Genomic DNA, 15,810 nt, shown 5'->3' on the forward strand with positions numbered 1-15,810 from the left:
ACAGCAGCACAGCGGGGGCCGAGCGAAGCGGTGGAGCCGTTCCCCGGGCACCACCGGAGGGAGGACCGGGTCCAGGCAGCGCCCTGGCGGGGTTGCGGGGCAGCGCCCCGGGCCCAACCGCCCCCACAACCCGACAAGCCCCGCGCACCCGGCCACCCTCCCCTGCGCACCCCGGGCCCGGCTCACCCGGGGCTGAGCCCCGCGACTACCCAGTCCGAACGCAGAACTCGCGGCACCGACGCGAGACTCGCGCGACGAACCGCAGAACTCACCGCACGAAACACGGGACTCGCCGCACCGGACGCACGACTCGCGCCCGCGCTGTATCGAGATGGAACACCGCCACCCCGCTCCCCACCCCTCACCATGATCCCGTGCACCGACAGGGCCCCCTCACGGAACGAACCGGCGAGCACTTCGAGGACATCCCCTTCGACGCCCTGACCCCGGGCCGCACGTTCCGAGCCGAGCTCCACCTGACCGAGGACCTGGTCCGCGAGTACGGCCGCCTGTGCGGGACGGCAGACGAACCACGGACCACGGTCTCGCCGGCGGTCTACTGCACGTTCCTCCCCACGTTCCGGGCCCTGAACGGCCGCCTGGAACAAGGAACGGTGCACGTGGAACAACGCCTCGAGGTGAGGCGAGCGGTCCCCGTCGGCACCGTGCTCGAAGCCGAGACCACGGTACGGAGCAGACAAGGCACCCGCCGCCAGGTCGTCCTCGAGACCGTCTTCACGGACGACGCCGGCATCGTCTGCACCTCCACCAGCACCTACCTCTGGGGATTCGCCCGCCCATGAGCACCGTCGTGACCCGCACGTTCACCCAGCAGGACCTCGACGACTTCGGCGTCGCCAGCGGCGGGGACGGTCGCATCCACACCGATCCGGAGTTCGCCGCCCGCACCCGCTTCGGCCGCCCGGTCGTGCAGGGTCTCTACCTGCTCGCCGTCGTCGAGGAGGCGATCCGGCAGGCCCGGCCCGACTGGCACGACACCGGTGATGTGGTGGTCCGTTTCCGTCGCCCTGTGCTCGTGGGCGACACCCTGCGCGTGCACCTCACGCCCGCAGGCTCCGGCGAGCTGACGATCGAGGCGACGACCGCGAGCGGTGTCGTCCTGACCGGGACCGCCCGCGCGGTCGATCGGACGGAGGAGTCATGACCGTCGAAACCACCCCGGCCCAGGAGATCGCCGAGGCGCTGTTCCGGCCGCGGTCGATCGTGCTGATCGGTGCCTCCGACGATCCGACGAAGATCGGCGGCCGGATCCTCGCCCACCTCACCGACGGTGGCTACCCGGGCGAGGTCCACGTGGTCAGCCGCACAGGACGGCCGGTGCAGGGGCGCCCGTCGGTCACGTCGGTCGCCGAGCTACCCACAGGGATCGATCTCGCGGTCGTCGCCACCCCGGCAGCGCACGTGCCCTCGACGGTGGCCGCGCTCGGGCGGCACGGGGTGCGCGTGGCGGTCGTGGTGAGCTCCGGGTTCGGCGAGACCGGCACCCCGCAGGGCCGCAGCCTGGAGGCGGAGCTGCGCGCTGCGTGCCGCGAGACCGGTATCCGGGTGGTGGGCCCGAACTGCCAGGGCGTGGCCAACCTCGGTGCCCGCATGGTCGCGTCGTTCTCGTCGACGTTCAGCCGGTCCACCGGCCTCACCGACGGCAGCGTCGCGGTGCTCAGCCAGAGCGGTGCGATGGGAGCTGTGCTCGCGCAGCTGGCCCAGCCGTTCGTCGACGGCGTGCGCTACTGGGCGGCCACCGGCAACGAGACGGACCTCACGGTCGCCGACCTGCTCCGCGGTGTCGTCGCCGATCCCGACGTGCGGACGGTGCAGATCTACCTGGAGCACCTCGGCAACACCGCCGTCCTCGCCGAGGCCGCGGCGGAGGCCGCCCGCGCGGGGAAGACGGTGCTCGCGCTCAAGGCGGGCCGGACCGCCTCAGGCAGTCGGGCCGCGGGCTCGCACACCGGCGCGCTCGCCCAGGAGGACGCCGTGGTCGACGCGTTCCTCGCCAGGCACGGCATCGTCCGCGCCAGGGATCCGCGGGAGATGAGCGAGCTGGTGCGGCTGTTCGCCCGGCCGCGCCCGGTCGGCGAGGGCCGCGTCGCGCTCGTGACGAACTCCGGCGGCCTCGGGGTGCTGCTCGCCGACGAGGCCGAAGCGCACGGTCTGCAGCTCGCCCGCTTCTCCGAGCGCACGCTCGCGCAGCTACGGGCCGGCCTGCCGGCGTTCGCCGCGGTCCAGAACCCCGTCGACATCACCGCCCAGCTGCTGACCCGCCCGGAGCTGGTCCGCAACGCGCTGGCCGCGCTCGAGCAGGACCCGGGCACCGACGTCGTGGTCGTCGCGCTGGGCATCCTCGGCGAGTACTACGACCTCGACCAGATCCTGGCCGACGTCGTCGACTTCCAGCGCCGCACGACCAAGCTCGTGATGGTCTGCTGGGTCGCGGGGCAGCGGGGGATGGTCGAGCGGTTCGCCGCGCACGGCGTCCCCGCCTTCGACGACACCACGGCCTGCATCCGCGCGCTCGCCGGCCTGGTCCGGCACGAACGCTGGACACCGCCGCCCGCCGCCGAGCCGGTACCCGCGGTCCAGCCGCCGGGTGCGGGTCGGCAGTCCGAGCACCAGGGGAAGCAGATCCTCACCGGCTGGGGCCTCCCGGTCGTCCGTTCGCTCCTCGCGGCTGACCCCGAGGAGGCGGTCGCGCGCGCCCGCGAGATCGGCTACCCGGTCGTGCTGAAGCTGTCCGCTCCGAGCGTTGCCCACAAGACCGAGCTGGGTCTGGTCGAGGTGGGCATCGCCGACGACGACGCCCTGCGCGCGGCGGCGCGGCGGATGCTCGCCGCGCCGGTGGTGGGGGAGATCGACGGGCTGCTCGTCGAGCCGATGATCGCCGCGGTCGTGGAGGCCGCCGTCGGTGTCCTCCACGATCCGGCCGCCGGCCCGGTGATCATGGTCGGCGCCGGTGGGGTGCACGCCGAGCTGCTCAAGGACGTCCGCCTGCTGGTCCCGCCGATCGACGAGACCGCGGCCCGGGCCGCGATCGAGTCCCTCGCGCTCTTCCCGCTGCTCGACGGTTACCGCGGCCGCCCGCCCGGTGACGTGGACGCCCTGGTCCGGCTCGTCGTCGACCTCGCGGCCGTCCCGGCGGTGCGCGCGGGCCAGGTGACCGAGCTGGACCTCAACCCGGTGCTGGTGCTGCCGCGCGGGCAGGGCGTCGTCGCGGTCGACGTCGCCCTCACCCTCAGGGACGAGTCCGCGTCGAGAACGACGTCGCTGTGATCTGGAAACGATCCGATCCGCAACGACGTCGTTCTCGACGCGGACGCCCTCAGCGCCGGAACCGCAGCCTCAGATCATCTGCAGCTGCTGCGCGAACACGATCGCCTGCACCCGGGTGTGCGCGCCCAGCTTGGTCATCAGCGCCTGGGTGTAGGTGCGGATGGTGTTGATGCTCAGGTCCAGCTCGGCCGCGATGTCACGGGTGGTCATCCCCGCCGCCATGAGCCGCAGCACCTCCAGCTCGCGCGGCCGTAGCTGCGGCACCGTCGTGCCGCCGGGCGCGAGGATCTCGCCCGCGGTCTCCAGGGATCGGGCCACCCCGGCATCGATCACCATCTTCCCGTCGCGGACATCCCGGAGCGCCTGCGTGAGGTCGAGATCGAGCGAGCCCTTGAGCAGCACCCCCGCGGCGCCGGCCTCCAGACAGCGGCGGAGGATCTCGGTGTCGTCGAACGCGGTGAGCATGACGACCTTCGCCCGCGGCACCTCCGTGCCCAGTCGCCGGCAGACGTCGGCGCCGTTCATGTCGCCGAGGCGGACGTCGAGCAGCACCAGGTCCGGCTGCCGCTCCGCCGCGACGGCCAGCGTCTCCCGCCCTGTGTAGCAGGCCCCGACCACCGTGAACTCGGACCGCGCGGTGGTGAGCACGCGGTCGATGCCGTGCGCGACCAGCGGATGGTCGTCGGCGATCAGTACGGTGGCCGCGCGCGGCTCGACGATCGAGGCGGTCATGCGCACGCCACCAGCGGGAGGGTGACGCGCAGGCTCGTGCCGCCGTCGTCGTTGTTGCCGATCCGCAGTACCCCGCCAGCACCGGTCACGCGCTGCAGCAGCCCGGGGATGCCCAGCCCGGCCTCCCTGCCGGGGACGGGGTTGAGGTCGAAGTCGGGCGGCAGGCCTTTGCCGTCGTCCTCGATGGCCAGCGAGAGCTGGTGGGACTGGTAGGCCAGCGACACGAGCACGGCCCGCGCGCCTGCGTGCTTCTCGACGTTGTGCAGGCCCTCCCGCAACGCCGACAGCACCACGCCTTCGACCTCGGCGCCCGCGTGCCGCGGCGTGCCGAGGGTGACCAGTTCAGTGGTGATGCCGGTCCGGTTCGAGAAGACGGCGACGTCGCGGCGCATCGTGACCGGCAGGGCTTCGTCGGCGGGCATGAGGCTGTGCATCGCCTCCCGCAGGTACGTCGACGCCTCGGCGGCCGCGGTCTCGATGGACCGCGCGGCCTCCACCGCCGTCTCGGGATCGTCGCGGGCGCACTGCTGGATCTCCTTGGCGGACATGGAGATCTGGAACAGCAGCTGGCCCGCGGTGTCGTGCAGCTGCTGGGCGATGCGCTGGCGCTCTTCCTCGACGGCCAGTCGCTCCGCGTGATCCGCGCGCACGGCTGTGACCAGCAGCGGGGCCAGTGAGGCGCCGAACTCGTTCATGAGCAGCGTGGTCCGCGGGGAGACCCGGCGCCCGCGCGTGCCGGCGTAGAGGACGCCGAGCCAGAGATCGTTGAACGTCAGCGGCACGGCGGCCAGCCCGCGGATGTCCTCGGGGATGACGGCCTCGACGAGGTCGTCGAGGTGCTCGGCGTCGGCTGCGCAGTTGCCGGTGGTGGTCGGCATCGACCGCTGCAGCGCCCGCCAGCCCAGCCCGCAGCCGCGCGGCAGGCGGATCCCGCTCAGGTCGATCTCCAGCCCCTCCGACGCCCCCACGACGAGGGTGTCCGCGCCGTCGTAGAGCGCGACGGCCACCATGTCGGCGCCGACCAGCTCGAACATCCGCCGACACGCCTTGTCGATCAAGGTCGGCGCGTCCGACAGCCCGGACAGACCCCGGGTCGCGATGACGAGTCTGCGGACGTCGTCGATGGACTTCACCGTGTAGCACATCGGGGGCCTCCGTTCGCCGGTTCGAGTGCGGTGCCGGGTGCGTGCCAGGTCTCGCGGCCACTGGTGCGGCCGGAGTACCCGCGCAGGTCGCGCAGCCGCCGCCGGAAGGCCATCGAGCTCAGGGTGCAGCGCAGCCTCACGACGGGGGCGCTGTCGAACGCTGCGGCCGGCACGACCAGCACGTCCACCCGGTCCGAGCGTGCGACCTCCAGGGCGGTGATCGCGCCGAGCCGGTCGGCCAGACGCTGCGCGGCGTCGGGGTAGGCAGCGCCGAGGGGGAGCGCGGCCACCGCGGCGTGGCAGAGTCCCGCGGCGAGCGCGGAGAGCGCCTCGTCCTCACCGAGTTCGGTGCGGTGCAGGACGCAGTCGGCGGTGTCGGCGCGGTGGGCGTCGACGAGGGCGTCGACCGCGGGAGAGGACGGCCCGGCGAGCACGGTGGTGCTCGTGGCGAATGCCGCACCCGGGACGGTCAGGAGCTGCACGGCGGCCCCGGCGGCCAGCCGGTCCACACCGACGGGCACGTGCAGCAGCGCCTCCGCCCGGATGAGCGCGGTGAGGGCGCCCGCGCCGCGCGGCAGGGGCACCGCGAGCAGGTGCGGGGCGGCGGTCCCGGGGTCGGTGACCGTCGCGACCCGGACCCGCACGTGCTCGTCGAGCGTCGCCGTGGACCGCACGGGCGCCGCCAGCCGGGCGGGCACGGGATGCCGGGCGGGCGGCGGCACCCCCAGGATGCGGTGCAGCAGCGGGGCGACGAACCCGCGGAACACCCGTTCGACGGACGCCGGGTACCCGGGGACGCCGACGACCGGGACGGGCGGCATCGCCGGCCGCACGGGGTCGTGCTCGGGCGCGCCGCCGCCGAGGACGCCGAGGACGACCGGCCTGCCGGGGCGCATCGCGACCCTGTGCACGGCGACCTGTCCGAGCTGCGCGATCACCGCGCGGAGGTGGGCGTCGCGAGCGGTGCGCGACCCGGCGACGACCAGCACCAGATCAGCCGTGGGCGCGGCGTCGGACAGCGCGGCGGCGAGGGCGTCCGGGCGGTCCGGCACGACCGGCAGCGGCCACGGTTCGCAGCCCGCCTCGGCGAGGAGCCCCTCCAGCATGAGGGAGTTCGTGTCGAGCACCTCGCTGGGCCGGGGTGTGCCGCCGAACGGCCGGACCTCGTCACCGGTCGGGACGATCGCTACCCGGGGCCGCCTGCGCACGGTGATGCTCACGTGCCCGGCCGCGGCGAGCGCGGCGACGTCGACCGGGCGGATGCGGTGCCCGCCGGGCAGCACCGCGGACCCGGTCCGCACGTCGTCGCCGATCGGTGACGGCATGGTCTCGTCGTACGCGGTCTCGTCGTGCACGGGCACCGGCCACCGCGCGACGACCGGGCCTGCCGTCACCCGGCCGTGCGCCTGCCGCACCCCGACCGTCTCCACGACCGCATCGGGCGCCCAGCCCGCCCGCGCGCACCCGCGCAGCCAGGACCGGAACGCCTCGGCCACCGGGTCGGCGCGGACCGCGTCCGCTGCATCGGTCACGGAAGGCCTTCGCGATCAGCCGCTGATGACGAAGAGCTTCTTGAACGGGCTGGTGACCGTCCAGGTGGACTTGGTGCCCTTCGTGAACGAGGCGATGTCGCCCGGGCGCAGCACGACCTCCTCGCCGCTCTCGACCAGGTCGATGACGAGCTCCCCCTCCAGGACGTGGATCGTCTCGTCCGCGTTGAACGGGTAGGGGAAGCTCTGCGGGTCCGACCGCCACAGGCCGACGTTGAGCGTGGCGCCCTCGGCGCCCTCCGTCCGGATCCAGTGGACCTCGCCGATGGCCTGGCCACCGACCACGAACGGCTCCCACTCCTCGGCGTTGATCGAGGAACGTGCGTACTCGGAGGTCTGCGTCGTCATCGCCTGCTCTTTCATTTCGAGTGGACCAGACCGGGGGACCATAGCCGTTTGACGTCCTTCCGAGACACCTGCAAATCTAGACCTAGTCGGGAGAAAGATCGAGAGCAAGTCGCTGAACTGCGGTTTCGTCTCGGTGAAACACGGGTGAACATTGCTTTTTCATGTCGCATCTGCATCTGCAGATGGCTGCGCCCAATTTACCTGGGGTTACCTTTTTGTCACGCCGGGGAAATGGTGGACTGCGTGACTTGACTGCATCCCGCCGCCGAGCGGATCCGGCGATCGATTCCGTACCAGTCCCCTGGAGGTCTCCCGATGACGCTCGCTCCCGAGGCCGGCCCCACCACCGGCCGCGAACTCAAGATCGTCCGAGGCGCGTGTCCGCACGACTGCCCGGACACCTGCGCGATGCTGTACCACGTCGTCGACGGCAAGCTGGTCGACGTCAAGGGCGACCCGGACCACCCCATGACCAAGGGCGGGCTCTGCGTCAAGCTGAAGAACTTCCCGGAGCACCACTACCAGGCCGACCGCGTCCTCCACCCGCTGCGGCGCGTGGGCCCGAAGGGTGCGGGGGAGTTCGTCCGCATCACCTGGGACGAGGCGCTCGCCGAGATCAAGCAGCGCTGGACGGAGATCATCGACGTGTACGGTCCGCAGGCGATCATGCCGCACGCCTACCTGGGGCACCAGGGCGTGCTCAACGGGCTGACCTCGGGCGACGCGTTCTTCAACCGGTTGGGTGCCACGGTCGCGGAGAAGACCTACTGCGAGTCCGGCTCGTCGACGGCGTGGCACATGACGGTGGGGCCCACGGGTGGGCTGGACATCGAGTCCATGGCCTACTCGACGTACATCATCGTCTGGGGCATGAACATGACCAGCACGAACCTGCACGGCTGGCCGTTCCTGCTCAAGGCCCGGAAGGAGAACGGCGCCACGATCGTCGTCATCGATCCGGTCCGCACCCGCACCGCGCGGCAGGCGGACTGGCACATCCCGATCCGCCCGGGCACGGACGGCGCGCTGGCCATGGGCATGATCCACGAGATCATCGCGCAGGGGCTGGTCGACACCGACTACGTCGAGAAGTACACGGTGGGCTACGAGGAGCTCGCCGAGCGCGCGGCGAAGTACCCGCCGGAGCGGGTCGAGGAGATCACCGGCGTCCCCGCCGACGACGTCCGCAAGCTCGCCCGCGAGTACGCGACCACCCAGCCGGCCGCGATCCGCCAGGGCGTCGCGATCGAGCGCAGCCGCGGCGGCGGCCAGGCCATCCGCGCCATCACCTGCCTGCCCGCGCTGGTCGGGGCGTGGCGGTACGTCGGCGGCGGCACGATGGAGATGCCGATCTGGGAGTTCCCGACCCTCTTCGACAAGATCTGCAAACCCGAGTGGATCCCCGAGGGCACCCGGGTCGTCAACGAGCTGGAGCTGGGCCGGGCGCTGACCGGCGAGCTGGCGCTCGACCCGCCGATCAAGTCGCTGTTCGTCTACAACTCCAACCCGGTCTCCCAGGGCCCCGAGCAGGCCAAGACCATGGCCGGGCTCATGCGGGAGGACCTGTTCACGGTCGTCAGCGAGCACTTCATCACCGACACCGCGCGGTTCGCCGACCTCGTCCTGCCAGCCACGATGCAGGCCGAGCAGCTCGACATCATGGTGACCTGGGGGCACCTCTACATCTCGCTCAACCAGCCGGCGATCGAACCGCCGGGGGAGTGCGTGCCCAACTCGGAGCTGTTCCGCCGCCTGGCGAAGACGATGGGCTTCACCGACGACTACTGGGACCGCACCGACGAGGAGATGCTGCGGGACTTCCACGACTGGAACCACCCCGCGCTCAAGGGCATCACCTACGACTCGCTCAAGGAGACCGGCTGGGCGCGGCTCAACGTCGGCCTGCCCCACGAGCGGGCGCCGCACAAGGAAGGCAACTTCCCGACCCCGTCCGGCAAGTGCGAGTTCAAGTCGAGCCTCGCCGAGCGCGGCAACTTCGTCGTGCCCGTCTGGCGGTCGATGTACGACGAGTTCCAGCCCGGCGAGCCGATCGACCCGTTGCCCGACTACGTACCGCCGCTGGAGTCGCCCGACACGAACCCGGGGCTGGCCAAGAAGTACCCGCTCAACATCGTCTCGCCGAAGCCGCACGCGTTCCTCAACAGCCAGTACGGCAACGCCTCCGACAAGCAGGAGGTCCAGGGCGAGCAGCGCGTCTGGATCCACCCGGACGACGCCGCCGAGCGCGGCATCGCCACCGGCGACGTCGTCAAGGTGTTCAACGACCGCGGCTCGTTCACCGGCCCCGCGGTCGTCGCGGACATCGTGATCAAGGGCGTCGTCATGGCCAACGTCGGCCACTGGCAGAACAAGGCGTCCGGCAACACGGTCAACGTGATCACCTCGGGTGAGCACAACACGCTCGGCAAGGCCGGGGTGTACTCCGACAACCTCGTCGACGTCGCGAAGGTCGAGGACCCGGCGATCGCCTCCTGACGCGCCCTCCCACCACGCGCCGCACCGGTCCGCGAGCCCCGGGCCGGTGCGGGGCTGTGTCTGCGGTGGAGTCCGCGGTCGCGGGCGTCCGCGGTGTTCGCCTGTTGTGGTACCCCCGTTGAGGGGTGTTCGATGACCTCGGCGTCGGCCACGATGCCGACGCAGGTCGGCGCTGGCTGACGTGTGAGCGGAGGACTGCGTGGACAACGGTGTCGCCCTGGCCGACACGATCGACCGGCTGCTCCCCGAGCGGCTGCGGAGCGTGCGCCACCTGACCGGGCTGCCCGTGGTCTTCGGTGGCGTCACCCGGCCCAGCTCGCGAGGCCGCGACCTCGTCCTCACCCGCCTGGTCGGCACCAAGGGGAACGGTTTGCGGAACCTCACCGTCCCGCGTGGTACCGGGCTGGGCGGCGCCGTGCTCAGCCGGGAAGCCCCGGGACGGGTCGACCACTACGCCACCGCCACCACCATCACGCACGAGTACGACCGCGTCGTCGTCGACCAGGAGCGGCTGACCGGGGTCCTCGCCGTTCCCGTGATCGTGCGCGGCACGGTCCACGGCGTGCTCTACGCGGCAGACCGGAGCGACCAGCCGATCGGCGACCGGGCCATGCGGCTGACCGAGGTCGTCGCCGACCAGCTCGCGAAGGACGTGGAACGGATGCAGCAACCGGAACCCGCGGAGGCGGACGACCCGGTCGCTGCCGCCCTCGACGACCTGGCCCGGCTGATCGACGAGACCGCCGATCCCGCACTCCGCGCCCGGTTGCAGGCGATCCACACGGCCATCGCCCGGCCCCGCGGGACCGGCAGGTCCGACGTCCGCTTGACGCCCCGCGAGATCGACGTCCTGCGCCTCGTCGCCATCGGGGCCCGGAACGTGGAGATCGCCGCCCGCCTCTGCCTCAGCCCGGAGACGGTCCGGTGCTACCTGCGGACGGCGATGCGCAAGCTCGGTGTGCACACCCGCACCGCCGCCGTCCACGCCGCCCGCCTCGCCGGCGCCCTGTAGGGCCGGGCGCAAGCCTGCCACCGCTCGACCGCCCACCGGCGGTTGAGCCGGGCGGCGGCGGGTCGGACCGCATGCGGCCCAACTCCGAGCGGGTTCCTTGACCGGCCTCCCCAGCGGGTCTACCAAGGGACGCTCACTTCGGGCGTGCAGGAGCGGCCATGGCGGTCTCCACGGAACGGCCAGATCTCGACACGCCGGTGTCCGCTCTCGCGCGCGCTGCCGGTGCTTCCGGCGTGCTCTTCGCGCTGTTGTTCACCGCGGCGCTCGTGCTCGTCCAGCAGGGGCCCGGGCTCGACGACCCGGACGCGGCCTACACCGCGTTCTACGCCTCCGGCGCGCAGAGCCTGCTCGTCGCGGTCGGCCTGTACATCGTGCCGTTCGCCGGCATCGCCTGTCTGTGGCACATGATCGCCACCCGGACCTACCTGCAGGCGCTGGCACCGACGACGGCGATCCCGGCCTGGCTGCACCTCGCCTCCGGCGTGCTGTTCGTGGCGCTGCTCTTCGCGGGCACCGCGGCCGCCGGCGGTGTCGCGCTGCTGAGCCGGTTCTCCGGCGCGCCGCCGCCGACGCCCGACACCGCCCGCGCGCTCGCCGCCGTCGGCTACACGATGGTCTTCGTCTACGCGGTGCGGGCCGCCGGCATGTACATCATCACGACCACGGGGCTGGCCCGCGGCGCGGGCGTGCTGGGGCGACCACTGGCCGCCGTCAGCTACCTCGTCGCGTTCTTCCTGCTGGTCAGCACCACCTTCCTTCCAGCGGTCCTGCTGGTGTTCCCCGCCTGGGTGCTCCTGGGGAGCGTCCTGCTGCTGGTGCGCCGACCGGCCCGCCCGGACCACGGCCCAGGAGGGGCACCATGACGCTCGCGCTCGACGACGTCCCCGGCCCGCGCGGGTTGCCGGTCCTCGGCAACGTCTTCGACGTCGACACCCAGGACCCGATCGGCGGCCTCGTCCAGCTGGCCGAGCAGTACGGCCCCGTCTACCGGTTGTCGCTGCCGCAGGGGTCGAGGCTGATCGTCTCGAGCGCGGAGCTCGTCGCCGAGGTGTGCGACGACGAGCGCTGGGACAAGCACGTCGGCGGTGGCCTGTCCAACATCGGCGGCAGCGGTGCCGGGCTGTTCACCGCGGAGACGGGTGACCCGCTGTGGGCGCGCGCCCACAACATCCTCATGTCGCCGTTCAGCCTGCCCTCGATGCGCGACTACCTGCCCAAGATGATCGATCTGGCCGAGCAGCTCGCCACCAAGTGGGAGCGCGTCAACCCCGGTGAGGAGGTCGACGTCCCGGCCGACATGACCCGGCTGACCCTCGACACGATCGCGCTGTGCGGCTTCGGCTACCGGTTCAACTCGTTCTACCGCGAGACACCGCACCCGTTCGTCGACGCGATGGTGCGGACCCTGCTGGAGGCGCAGACCCGGGCGCGCCAGCCGAAGATCGCGGCGCGGTTGCGGATCCGCGCGCAGCGGCAGGCCGAGGAAGACCTGGCGTTCATGAACGGCCTGGTCGACGGGCTGATCGCGGAGCGCAGGGCACAGGGTGACACCGCCGACACGTCCGATCTGCTGGGCCGGATGCTCACCGGGGTCGACTCGCGGACCGGTGAGCGGCTGCCGGACGACAACATCCGCGCACAGTGCATCACGTTCCTGATCGCCGGGCACGAGACGACGTCGGGCCTGCTGTCGTTCGCGATCAACTACCTGCTCAAGGAGCCCGCGGCGACCGAGCGGGCGAAGGCGGAGGTCGACGAGGTGCTCGGCGACCGCGCCGAGCCGACGTTCGAGCAGATCCAGCGGATGACGTACGTGCGCCAGGTGCTCGACGAGTCGCTGCGGCTGTGGCCGACCGCGCCGGCGTTCACCCGCCATCCGCTGGCCGACACCGTGCTCGGCGGGTACCGGGTACCCGCCGGCACGCCGGTCAGCGTGCTGATCCCCGCTCTGCACCGCGACCCGGCCGCCTGGGGGCCCGACGCCGACCGCTTCGATCCCGACCACATGGCAGCGGAGCGGATCGCCGCGCTCCCGCCCCACGCGTACAAGCCGTTCGGCACCGGGCAGCGGGCCTGCATCGGGCGCCAGTTCGCGCTGCAGGAGGCGGTGCTGGTGCTGGCCACGCTGCTGCAGCGGTTCGAGCTGATCGACAGCCGCGACTACCAGCTGCGCACGAAGATGACGCTCACCGTCAAGCCGGAGGACTTCCACATCCAGGTCCGGCCGCGCGGGCGCACGCTCCGCCGGGCCGAAGTCCCGGCACCTGCAGCGGCGAGTGCACCGGCGCCGACACCGGAGGTCGCCCGGCACGGCACGCCCCTCGCTGTCCTGTTCGGGTCCAACCTCGGCACCGCCGAGGCGATCGCCACGACGTTGGCCGCGGAGGGAGGCGACCGCGGGTTCGCCGTGACCCTCGGCGCGCTCGACGACCACGTCGGCGACCTGCCCGAGGGCGGGGCCGCGATCGTCGTCAGCTCCTCGTACAACGGCACCCCGCCCGACAACGCGGCCGGGTTCTGCCGGTGGATCTGCGGCGACCCGGCCGTGCCGGGCACGGCGTACACCGTGTTCGGCTGCGGCAGCACGGAGTGGGCGTCGACGTACCAGGCCGTACCGATCCTGCTCGACGAGCGGCTGGAGGCGACCGGGGGCCGGCGGGTGCACCCGCGCGGTGCGGCCGACGCTCGCGGGGACACCGACGCCGCCTACCGCGCCTGGCGCGAGGGGCTCTGGGCCTCGCTCGCCGCGGCGCTCGAGCTGCCCGCGGAGGTGGGAGAGCGGATCGACACCGGCCCGCGGCTCGCGGTGACGCTGGCCAACCGGCAGACCACGAACCCGGTCGTCCTCTCCTACCGGGCCCGCCCGGCCCGCATCCGGTCCAACGTCGAGCTGATGCCGAGCCAGAACGGCAAGCCGCCGGAGCGCTCCGTGCGCCACCTGACGATCGAGCTGCCCGAGGACCTCACCTACCGCGCAGGCGACCACCTCGGCGTTCTGCCGCGCAACGGCATCGACATGATCCGCCGGGTCATCGTGCGCTTCGGCCTCGATGCCGGCCAGTACGCGACGATCATCCCGAACGGCGGGGTGTTCACCCATCTGCCCGTCGACGAGCCCGCGCCGCTGTTGGGAGTGCTGGGCAGCTGCGTCGAACTGCAGGACACGGCGACCCGGTCCGACATCGAGGCGCTGGCGCGGTACGCCCCGCCCGACGTGCGGCCCGAGCTGGAGGCGCTGGCCGGCGACGACTACGCCGTGCACGTCGGCGAGCCGAACCGCTCAGTGCTCGACCTGCTCGAGGAGTTCCCGACCTGCGCGCTCCCGTTCGCCGAGTTCCTCGACATGCTGCCGCCGCTGCGGCCGCGGTACTACTCGATCTCGTCCTCGCCGCTGGTCGACGCCGGCACCTGCACGATCACGGCCGGGGTGCTGCGCGCACCGGCGCGATCGGGCGTGGGGACCTTCACCGGGGTCTGCTCCGGCCACCTCGCTGCCCTGCCTGAGCTGGGCACGGCGTTCGTGTTCGTCCGCGAGCCGTCGATCCCGTTCCGGCCGCCGGAGAACCCGCACATCCCGATGATCATGATCGGGGCCGGCACCGGGCTCGCCCCGTTCCGCGGGTTCCTGCAGGAACGCGCGGCGCAGCGGGCGCAGGGCGCACCCGTCTCCCGCTCGCTGCTGTTCGCGGGCTGCCGCGGCCCGGCCATCGACCAGCTGTACGGGGACGAGCTGGAGAGCTGGTCCGACATCGTCGACGTGGAGTACGCGTACTCCCGGGCCGGTGACCGGCGGCGTTACGTCCAGGACGCGATCCGCGACCGCGCGGAAACGGTGTGGGGGCTCTTGCAGCAGGGCGCCCCGGTCTTCGTGTGCGGCAACGCCGCGACGATGGCCCCCGGCGTGCGCGCCGCGCTGACGGACGTCTTCCGCGACCGGACCGGCACGGGGCAAGCCGATGCGGACGCGTGGCTCGCGGGGCTGCGCGGCTCGGACCGCTTCCTGGAGGACATCTGGGGCGGATGACCGCCGTCACCGCGCAGAAGGCTGATCGCGCCGTGATGCTCGACCAGTGAGCGCCGCAACGAAGCCACCGAAACGGCCAACGGGCCAGGCGCGTCGTCCCTCAGGCGCGAGGCGGTCGTGCGTGTGCTTCCGTGCGGTCCGGGTCTCGCCGGTGCAGACCGGGCCGCTCCAGAATGGGCCGGTGCCACGAACACCGCGGATCGGGGGTCGCGACGAGATCGCGTGGATCACGGCTGCGACCAGCGTCGGCGTGACGATCACGTCGGCGATCCCACCGCTCTTCGCTCGCTACGCGACGGTCGTCATCCCCGACGACGAGACGGTGCGGAGACGGGCCGACGAGGCGCTGATCGAGGTCATCTCGGCGAACACGGCTGCGCAGCCGTGGTGGCTGGGCTACCTCGACACCGGCGCCGCGGATGTCGTGCGTCCCGATGCCCCGCGGGTCACCGTCTACGCGGGATGGCCCTACGTCCTACTCGAAGCCGGCCCTGAAGAAGCCCTCACCTGGCGCCGCGACGCCGACGCGACACCGTGGCACGGCGCGCTGCCCGAACTGCTGTTCCCCGTCGATCGTTCGTGGTTGGTCTCCACGCTGTGGGACGACGATTGGCGGTGCGTCGGCGGATCCGCGACGCTGATCGAAGCGTTGGTGCAGCACCCCGACCTCGAGACCCGGGCCGTCACCGTCGGCGAGGACGCCACACCCCCGGGTCATGTGGCCATCTGAGACGAAGCTCACCCAGGCAGGGCGGGACGATCGGGGTCACCCATCTGCTGTGGGCCGAGCGCGGAGACCCTTCGGCGCGCCCTGATCGTGGCGACCAGAGCTCGGCCGCGTCGCGGACACGTGAGTCCGGTCTCAGCATTTCGGCCCGATCGAGAAACCGCCGGTGACGCCGTCGTGGTCATGCACGCGCCGGAGCCACTCAGCGGCCCATCGCGTTCGTCGAGATGGTGAGGCAACGGCACCGAGCCGTGGCGCACGCTCCAGGAGACTTGGCGTGGAGTGGACGAGTGGAACTCCCGAAACGAACAACAGGCCAGTAGCGACAAAGCTCCGGCCTGTGGATATGGTGCGCCGTCAGGGACTCGAACCCCGAACCCGCTGATTAAGAGTCAGCTGCTCTGCCAATTGAGCTAACGGCGCTTCTTCTGTCGTTGCGCCCCCAACTGCCTGGGCGCTGGAACAACGTTAACAGACGCTGTTTCCGG

12 protein-coding genes and 1 tRNA gene are annotated in these 15,810 nt (G+C 72.1%); 8 read left to right on the forward strand and 5 right to left on the reverse strand.

The features are described 5' to 3' along the window. Positions 1 to 374: 374 nt before the first annotated feature. The 3 genes from BUE41_RS04770 to BUE41_RS04780 are packed head-to-tail and all read left to right on the forward strand — an operon-like array spanning position 375 to position 3,288. The gene (locus tag BUE41_RS04770; RefSeq protein ID WP_073455638.1) at positions 375 to 803 is read left to right on the forward strand and encodes a hypothetical protein; all 429 of its coding nucleotides are present in this window, start codon (positions 375 to 377) and stop codon (positions 801 to 803) included. Then, a complete protein-coding gene (locus BUE41_RS04775) occupies positions 800 to 1,165 on the forward strand; it encodes a MaoC family dehydratase (RefSeq protein ID WP_073455639.1) in 366 nt (121 codons plus the stop codon). Before BUE41_RS04770 ends, BUE41_RS04775 begins: the two co-directional genes overlap by 4 nt. Next, a complete protein-coding gene (locus BUE41_RS04780) occupies positions 1,162 to 3,288 on the forward strand; it encodes an acetate--CoA ligase family protein (protein WP_073455640.1) in 2,127 nt (708 codons plus the stop codon). The genes BUE41_RS04775 and BUE41_RS04780 overlap by 4 nt, the downstream gene beginning before the upstream one ends. A 69-nt stretch (positions 3,289 to 3,357) precedes the next feature. On the opposite strand, the gene BUE41_RS04785 is transcribed toward BUE41_RS04780, so the two are convergent. The 4 genes from BUE41_RS04785 to BUE41_RS04800 are packed head-to-tail and all read right to left on the reverse strand — an operon-like array spanning position 3,358 to position 7,063. Continuing rightward, positions 3,358 to 4,020 (reverse strand): response regulator, encoded by a 663-nt coding sequence (locus BUE41_RS04785; protein ID WP_073455641.1) that lies wholly within the window; start codon positions 4,018 to 4,020, stop codon positions 3,358 to 3,360. Then, the gene (locus BUE41_RS04790) at positions 4,017 to 5,165 is read right to left on the reverse strand and encodes a GAF domain-containing sensor histidine kinase (RefSeq protein ID WP_073455642.1); all 1,149 of its coding nucleotides are present in this window, start codon (positions 5,163 to 5,165) and stop codon (positions 4,017 to 4,019) included. The genes BUE41_RS04785 and BUE41_RS04790 overlap by 4 nt, the downstream gene beginning before the upstream one ends. Further along, the gene (locus BUE41_RS04795) at positions 5,150 to 6,697 is read right to left on the reverse strand and encodes a molybdopterin-binding protein (RefSeq protein ID WP_073455643.1); all 1,548 of its coding nucleotides are present in this window, start codon (positions 6,695 to 6,697) and stop codon (positions 5,150 to 5,152) included. The genes BUE41_RS04790 and BUE41_RS04795 overlap by 16 nt, the downstream gene beginning before the upstream one ends. Before the next feature lie 15 nt (positions 6,698 to 6,712). Then, positions 6,713 to 7,063, reverse strand: a complete 351-nt coding sequence (locus tag BUE41_RS04800) for a cupin domain-containing protein (protein ID WP_073455644.1) — start codon at positions 7,061 to 7,063, stop codon at positions 6,713 to 6,715. Positions 7,064 to 7,378: 315 nt separating this feature from the next. Here BUE41_RS04800 and BUE41_RS04805 point away from each other — a divergent pair, with 315 nt between their 5' ends. From BUE41_RS04805 to BUE41_RS31170, 5 genes are all read left to right on the forward strand, one after another. Further along, the gene (locus BUE41_RS04805) at positions 7,379 to 9,559 is read left to right on the forward strand and encodes a molybdopterin-containing oxidoreductase family protein (RefSeq protein ID WP_073455645.1); all 2,181 of its coding nucleotides are present in this window, start codon (positions 7,379 to 7,381) and stop codon (positions 9,557 to 9,559) included. Between the two features lie 199 nt (positions 9,560 to 9,758). Next, positions 9,759 to 10,571 carry a LuxR C-terminal-related transcriptional regulator gene (locus BUE41_RS04810; RefSeq protein WP_084754428.1) on the forward strand — a complete coding sequence of 271 codons (813 nt, stop codon included), beginning with the start codon at positions 9,759 to 9,761 and terminating at the stop codon, positions 10,569 to 10,571. Between the two features lie 158 nt (positions 10,572 to 10,729). Then, positions 10,730 to 11,434 carry a hypothetical protein gene (locus tag BUE41_RS04815; RefSeq protein WP_073455646.1) on the forward strand — a complete coding sequence of 235 codons (705 nt, stop codon included), beginning with the start codon at positions 10,730 to 10,732 and terminating at the stop codon, positions 11,432 to 11,434. After that, positions 11,431 to 14,595 carry a bifunctional cytochrome P450/NADPH--P450 reductase gene (locus tag BUE41_RS04820; protein WP_073455647.1) on the forward strand — a complete coding sequence of 1,055 codons (3,165 nt, stop codon included), beginning with the start codon at positions 11,431 to 11,433 and terminating at the stop codon, positions 14,593 to 14,595. Before BUE41_RS04815 ends, BUE41_RS04820 begins: the two co-directional genes overlap by 4 nt. A 181-nt stretch (positions 14,596 to 14,776) precedes the next feature. Beyond that, complete coding sequence (locus BUE41_RS31170; protein ID WP_200803763.1) at positions 14,777 to 15,325, forward strand: hypothetical protein; 549 nt, start codon at positions 14,777 to 14,779, stop codon at positions 15,323 to 15,325. A gap of 344 nt (positions 15,326 to 15,669) precedes the next feature. On the opposite strand, the gene BUE41_RS04830 is transcribed toward BUE41_RS31170, so the two are convergent. Continuing rightward, positions 15,670 to 15,745, reverse strand: a tRNA-Lys gene (locus tag BUE41_RS04830). Positions 15,746 to 15,810 lie beyond the last annotated feature (65 nt).

This window comes from Pseudonocardia thermophila (genome assembly GCF_900142365.1).
Lineage (GTDB): Bacteria > Actinomycetota > Actinomycetes > Mycobacteriales > Pseudonocardiaceae > Pseudonocardia > Pseudonocardia thermophila.

Bases quoted from the DNA above. Each gene is read 5' to 3' on its own strand.
- BUE41_RS04815 (WP_073455646.1), top strand. From the start codon at position 10,730: ATGGCGGTCTCCACGGAACGGCCAGATCTCGACACGCCGGTGTCCGCT.
- BUE41_RS04785 (WP_073455641.1), bottom strand. From the start codon at position 4,020: ATGACCGCCTCGATCGTCGAGCCGCGCGCGGCCACCGTACTGATCGCC.
- BUE41_RS04820 (WP_073455647.1), top strand. From the start codon at position 11,431: ATGACGCTCGCGCTCGACGACGTCCCCGGCCCGCGCGGGTTGCCGGTC.
- BUE41_RS04790 (WP_073455642.1), bottom strand. From the start codon at position 5,165: ATGTGCTACACGGTGAAGTCCATCGACGACGTCCGCAGACTCGTCATC.
- BUE41_RS04800 (WP_073455644.1), bottom strand. From the start codon at position 7,063: ATGACGACGCAGACCTCCGAGTACGCACGTTCCTCGATCAACGCCGAG.
- BUE41_RS04780 (WP_073455640.1), top strand. From the start codon at position 1,162: ATGACCGTCGAAACCACCCCGGCCCAGGAGATCGCCGAGGCGCTGTTC.
- BUE41_RS04775 (WP_073455639.1), top strand. From the start codon at position 800: ATGAGCACCGTCGTGACCCGCACGTTCACCCAGCAGGACCTCGACGAC.
- BUE41_RS04805 (WP_073455645.1), top strand. From the start codon at position 7,379: ATGACGCTCGCTCCCGAGGCCGGCCCCACCACCGGCCGCGAACTCAAG.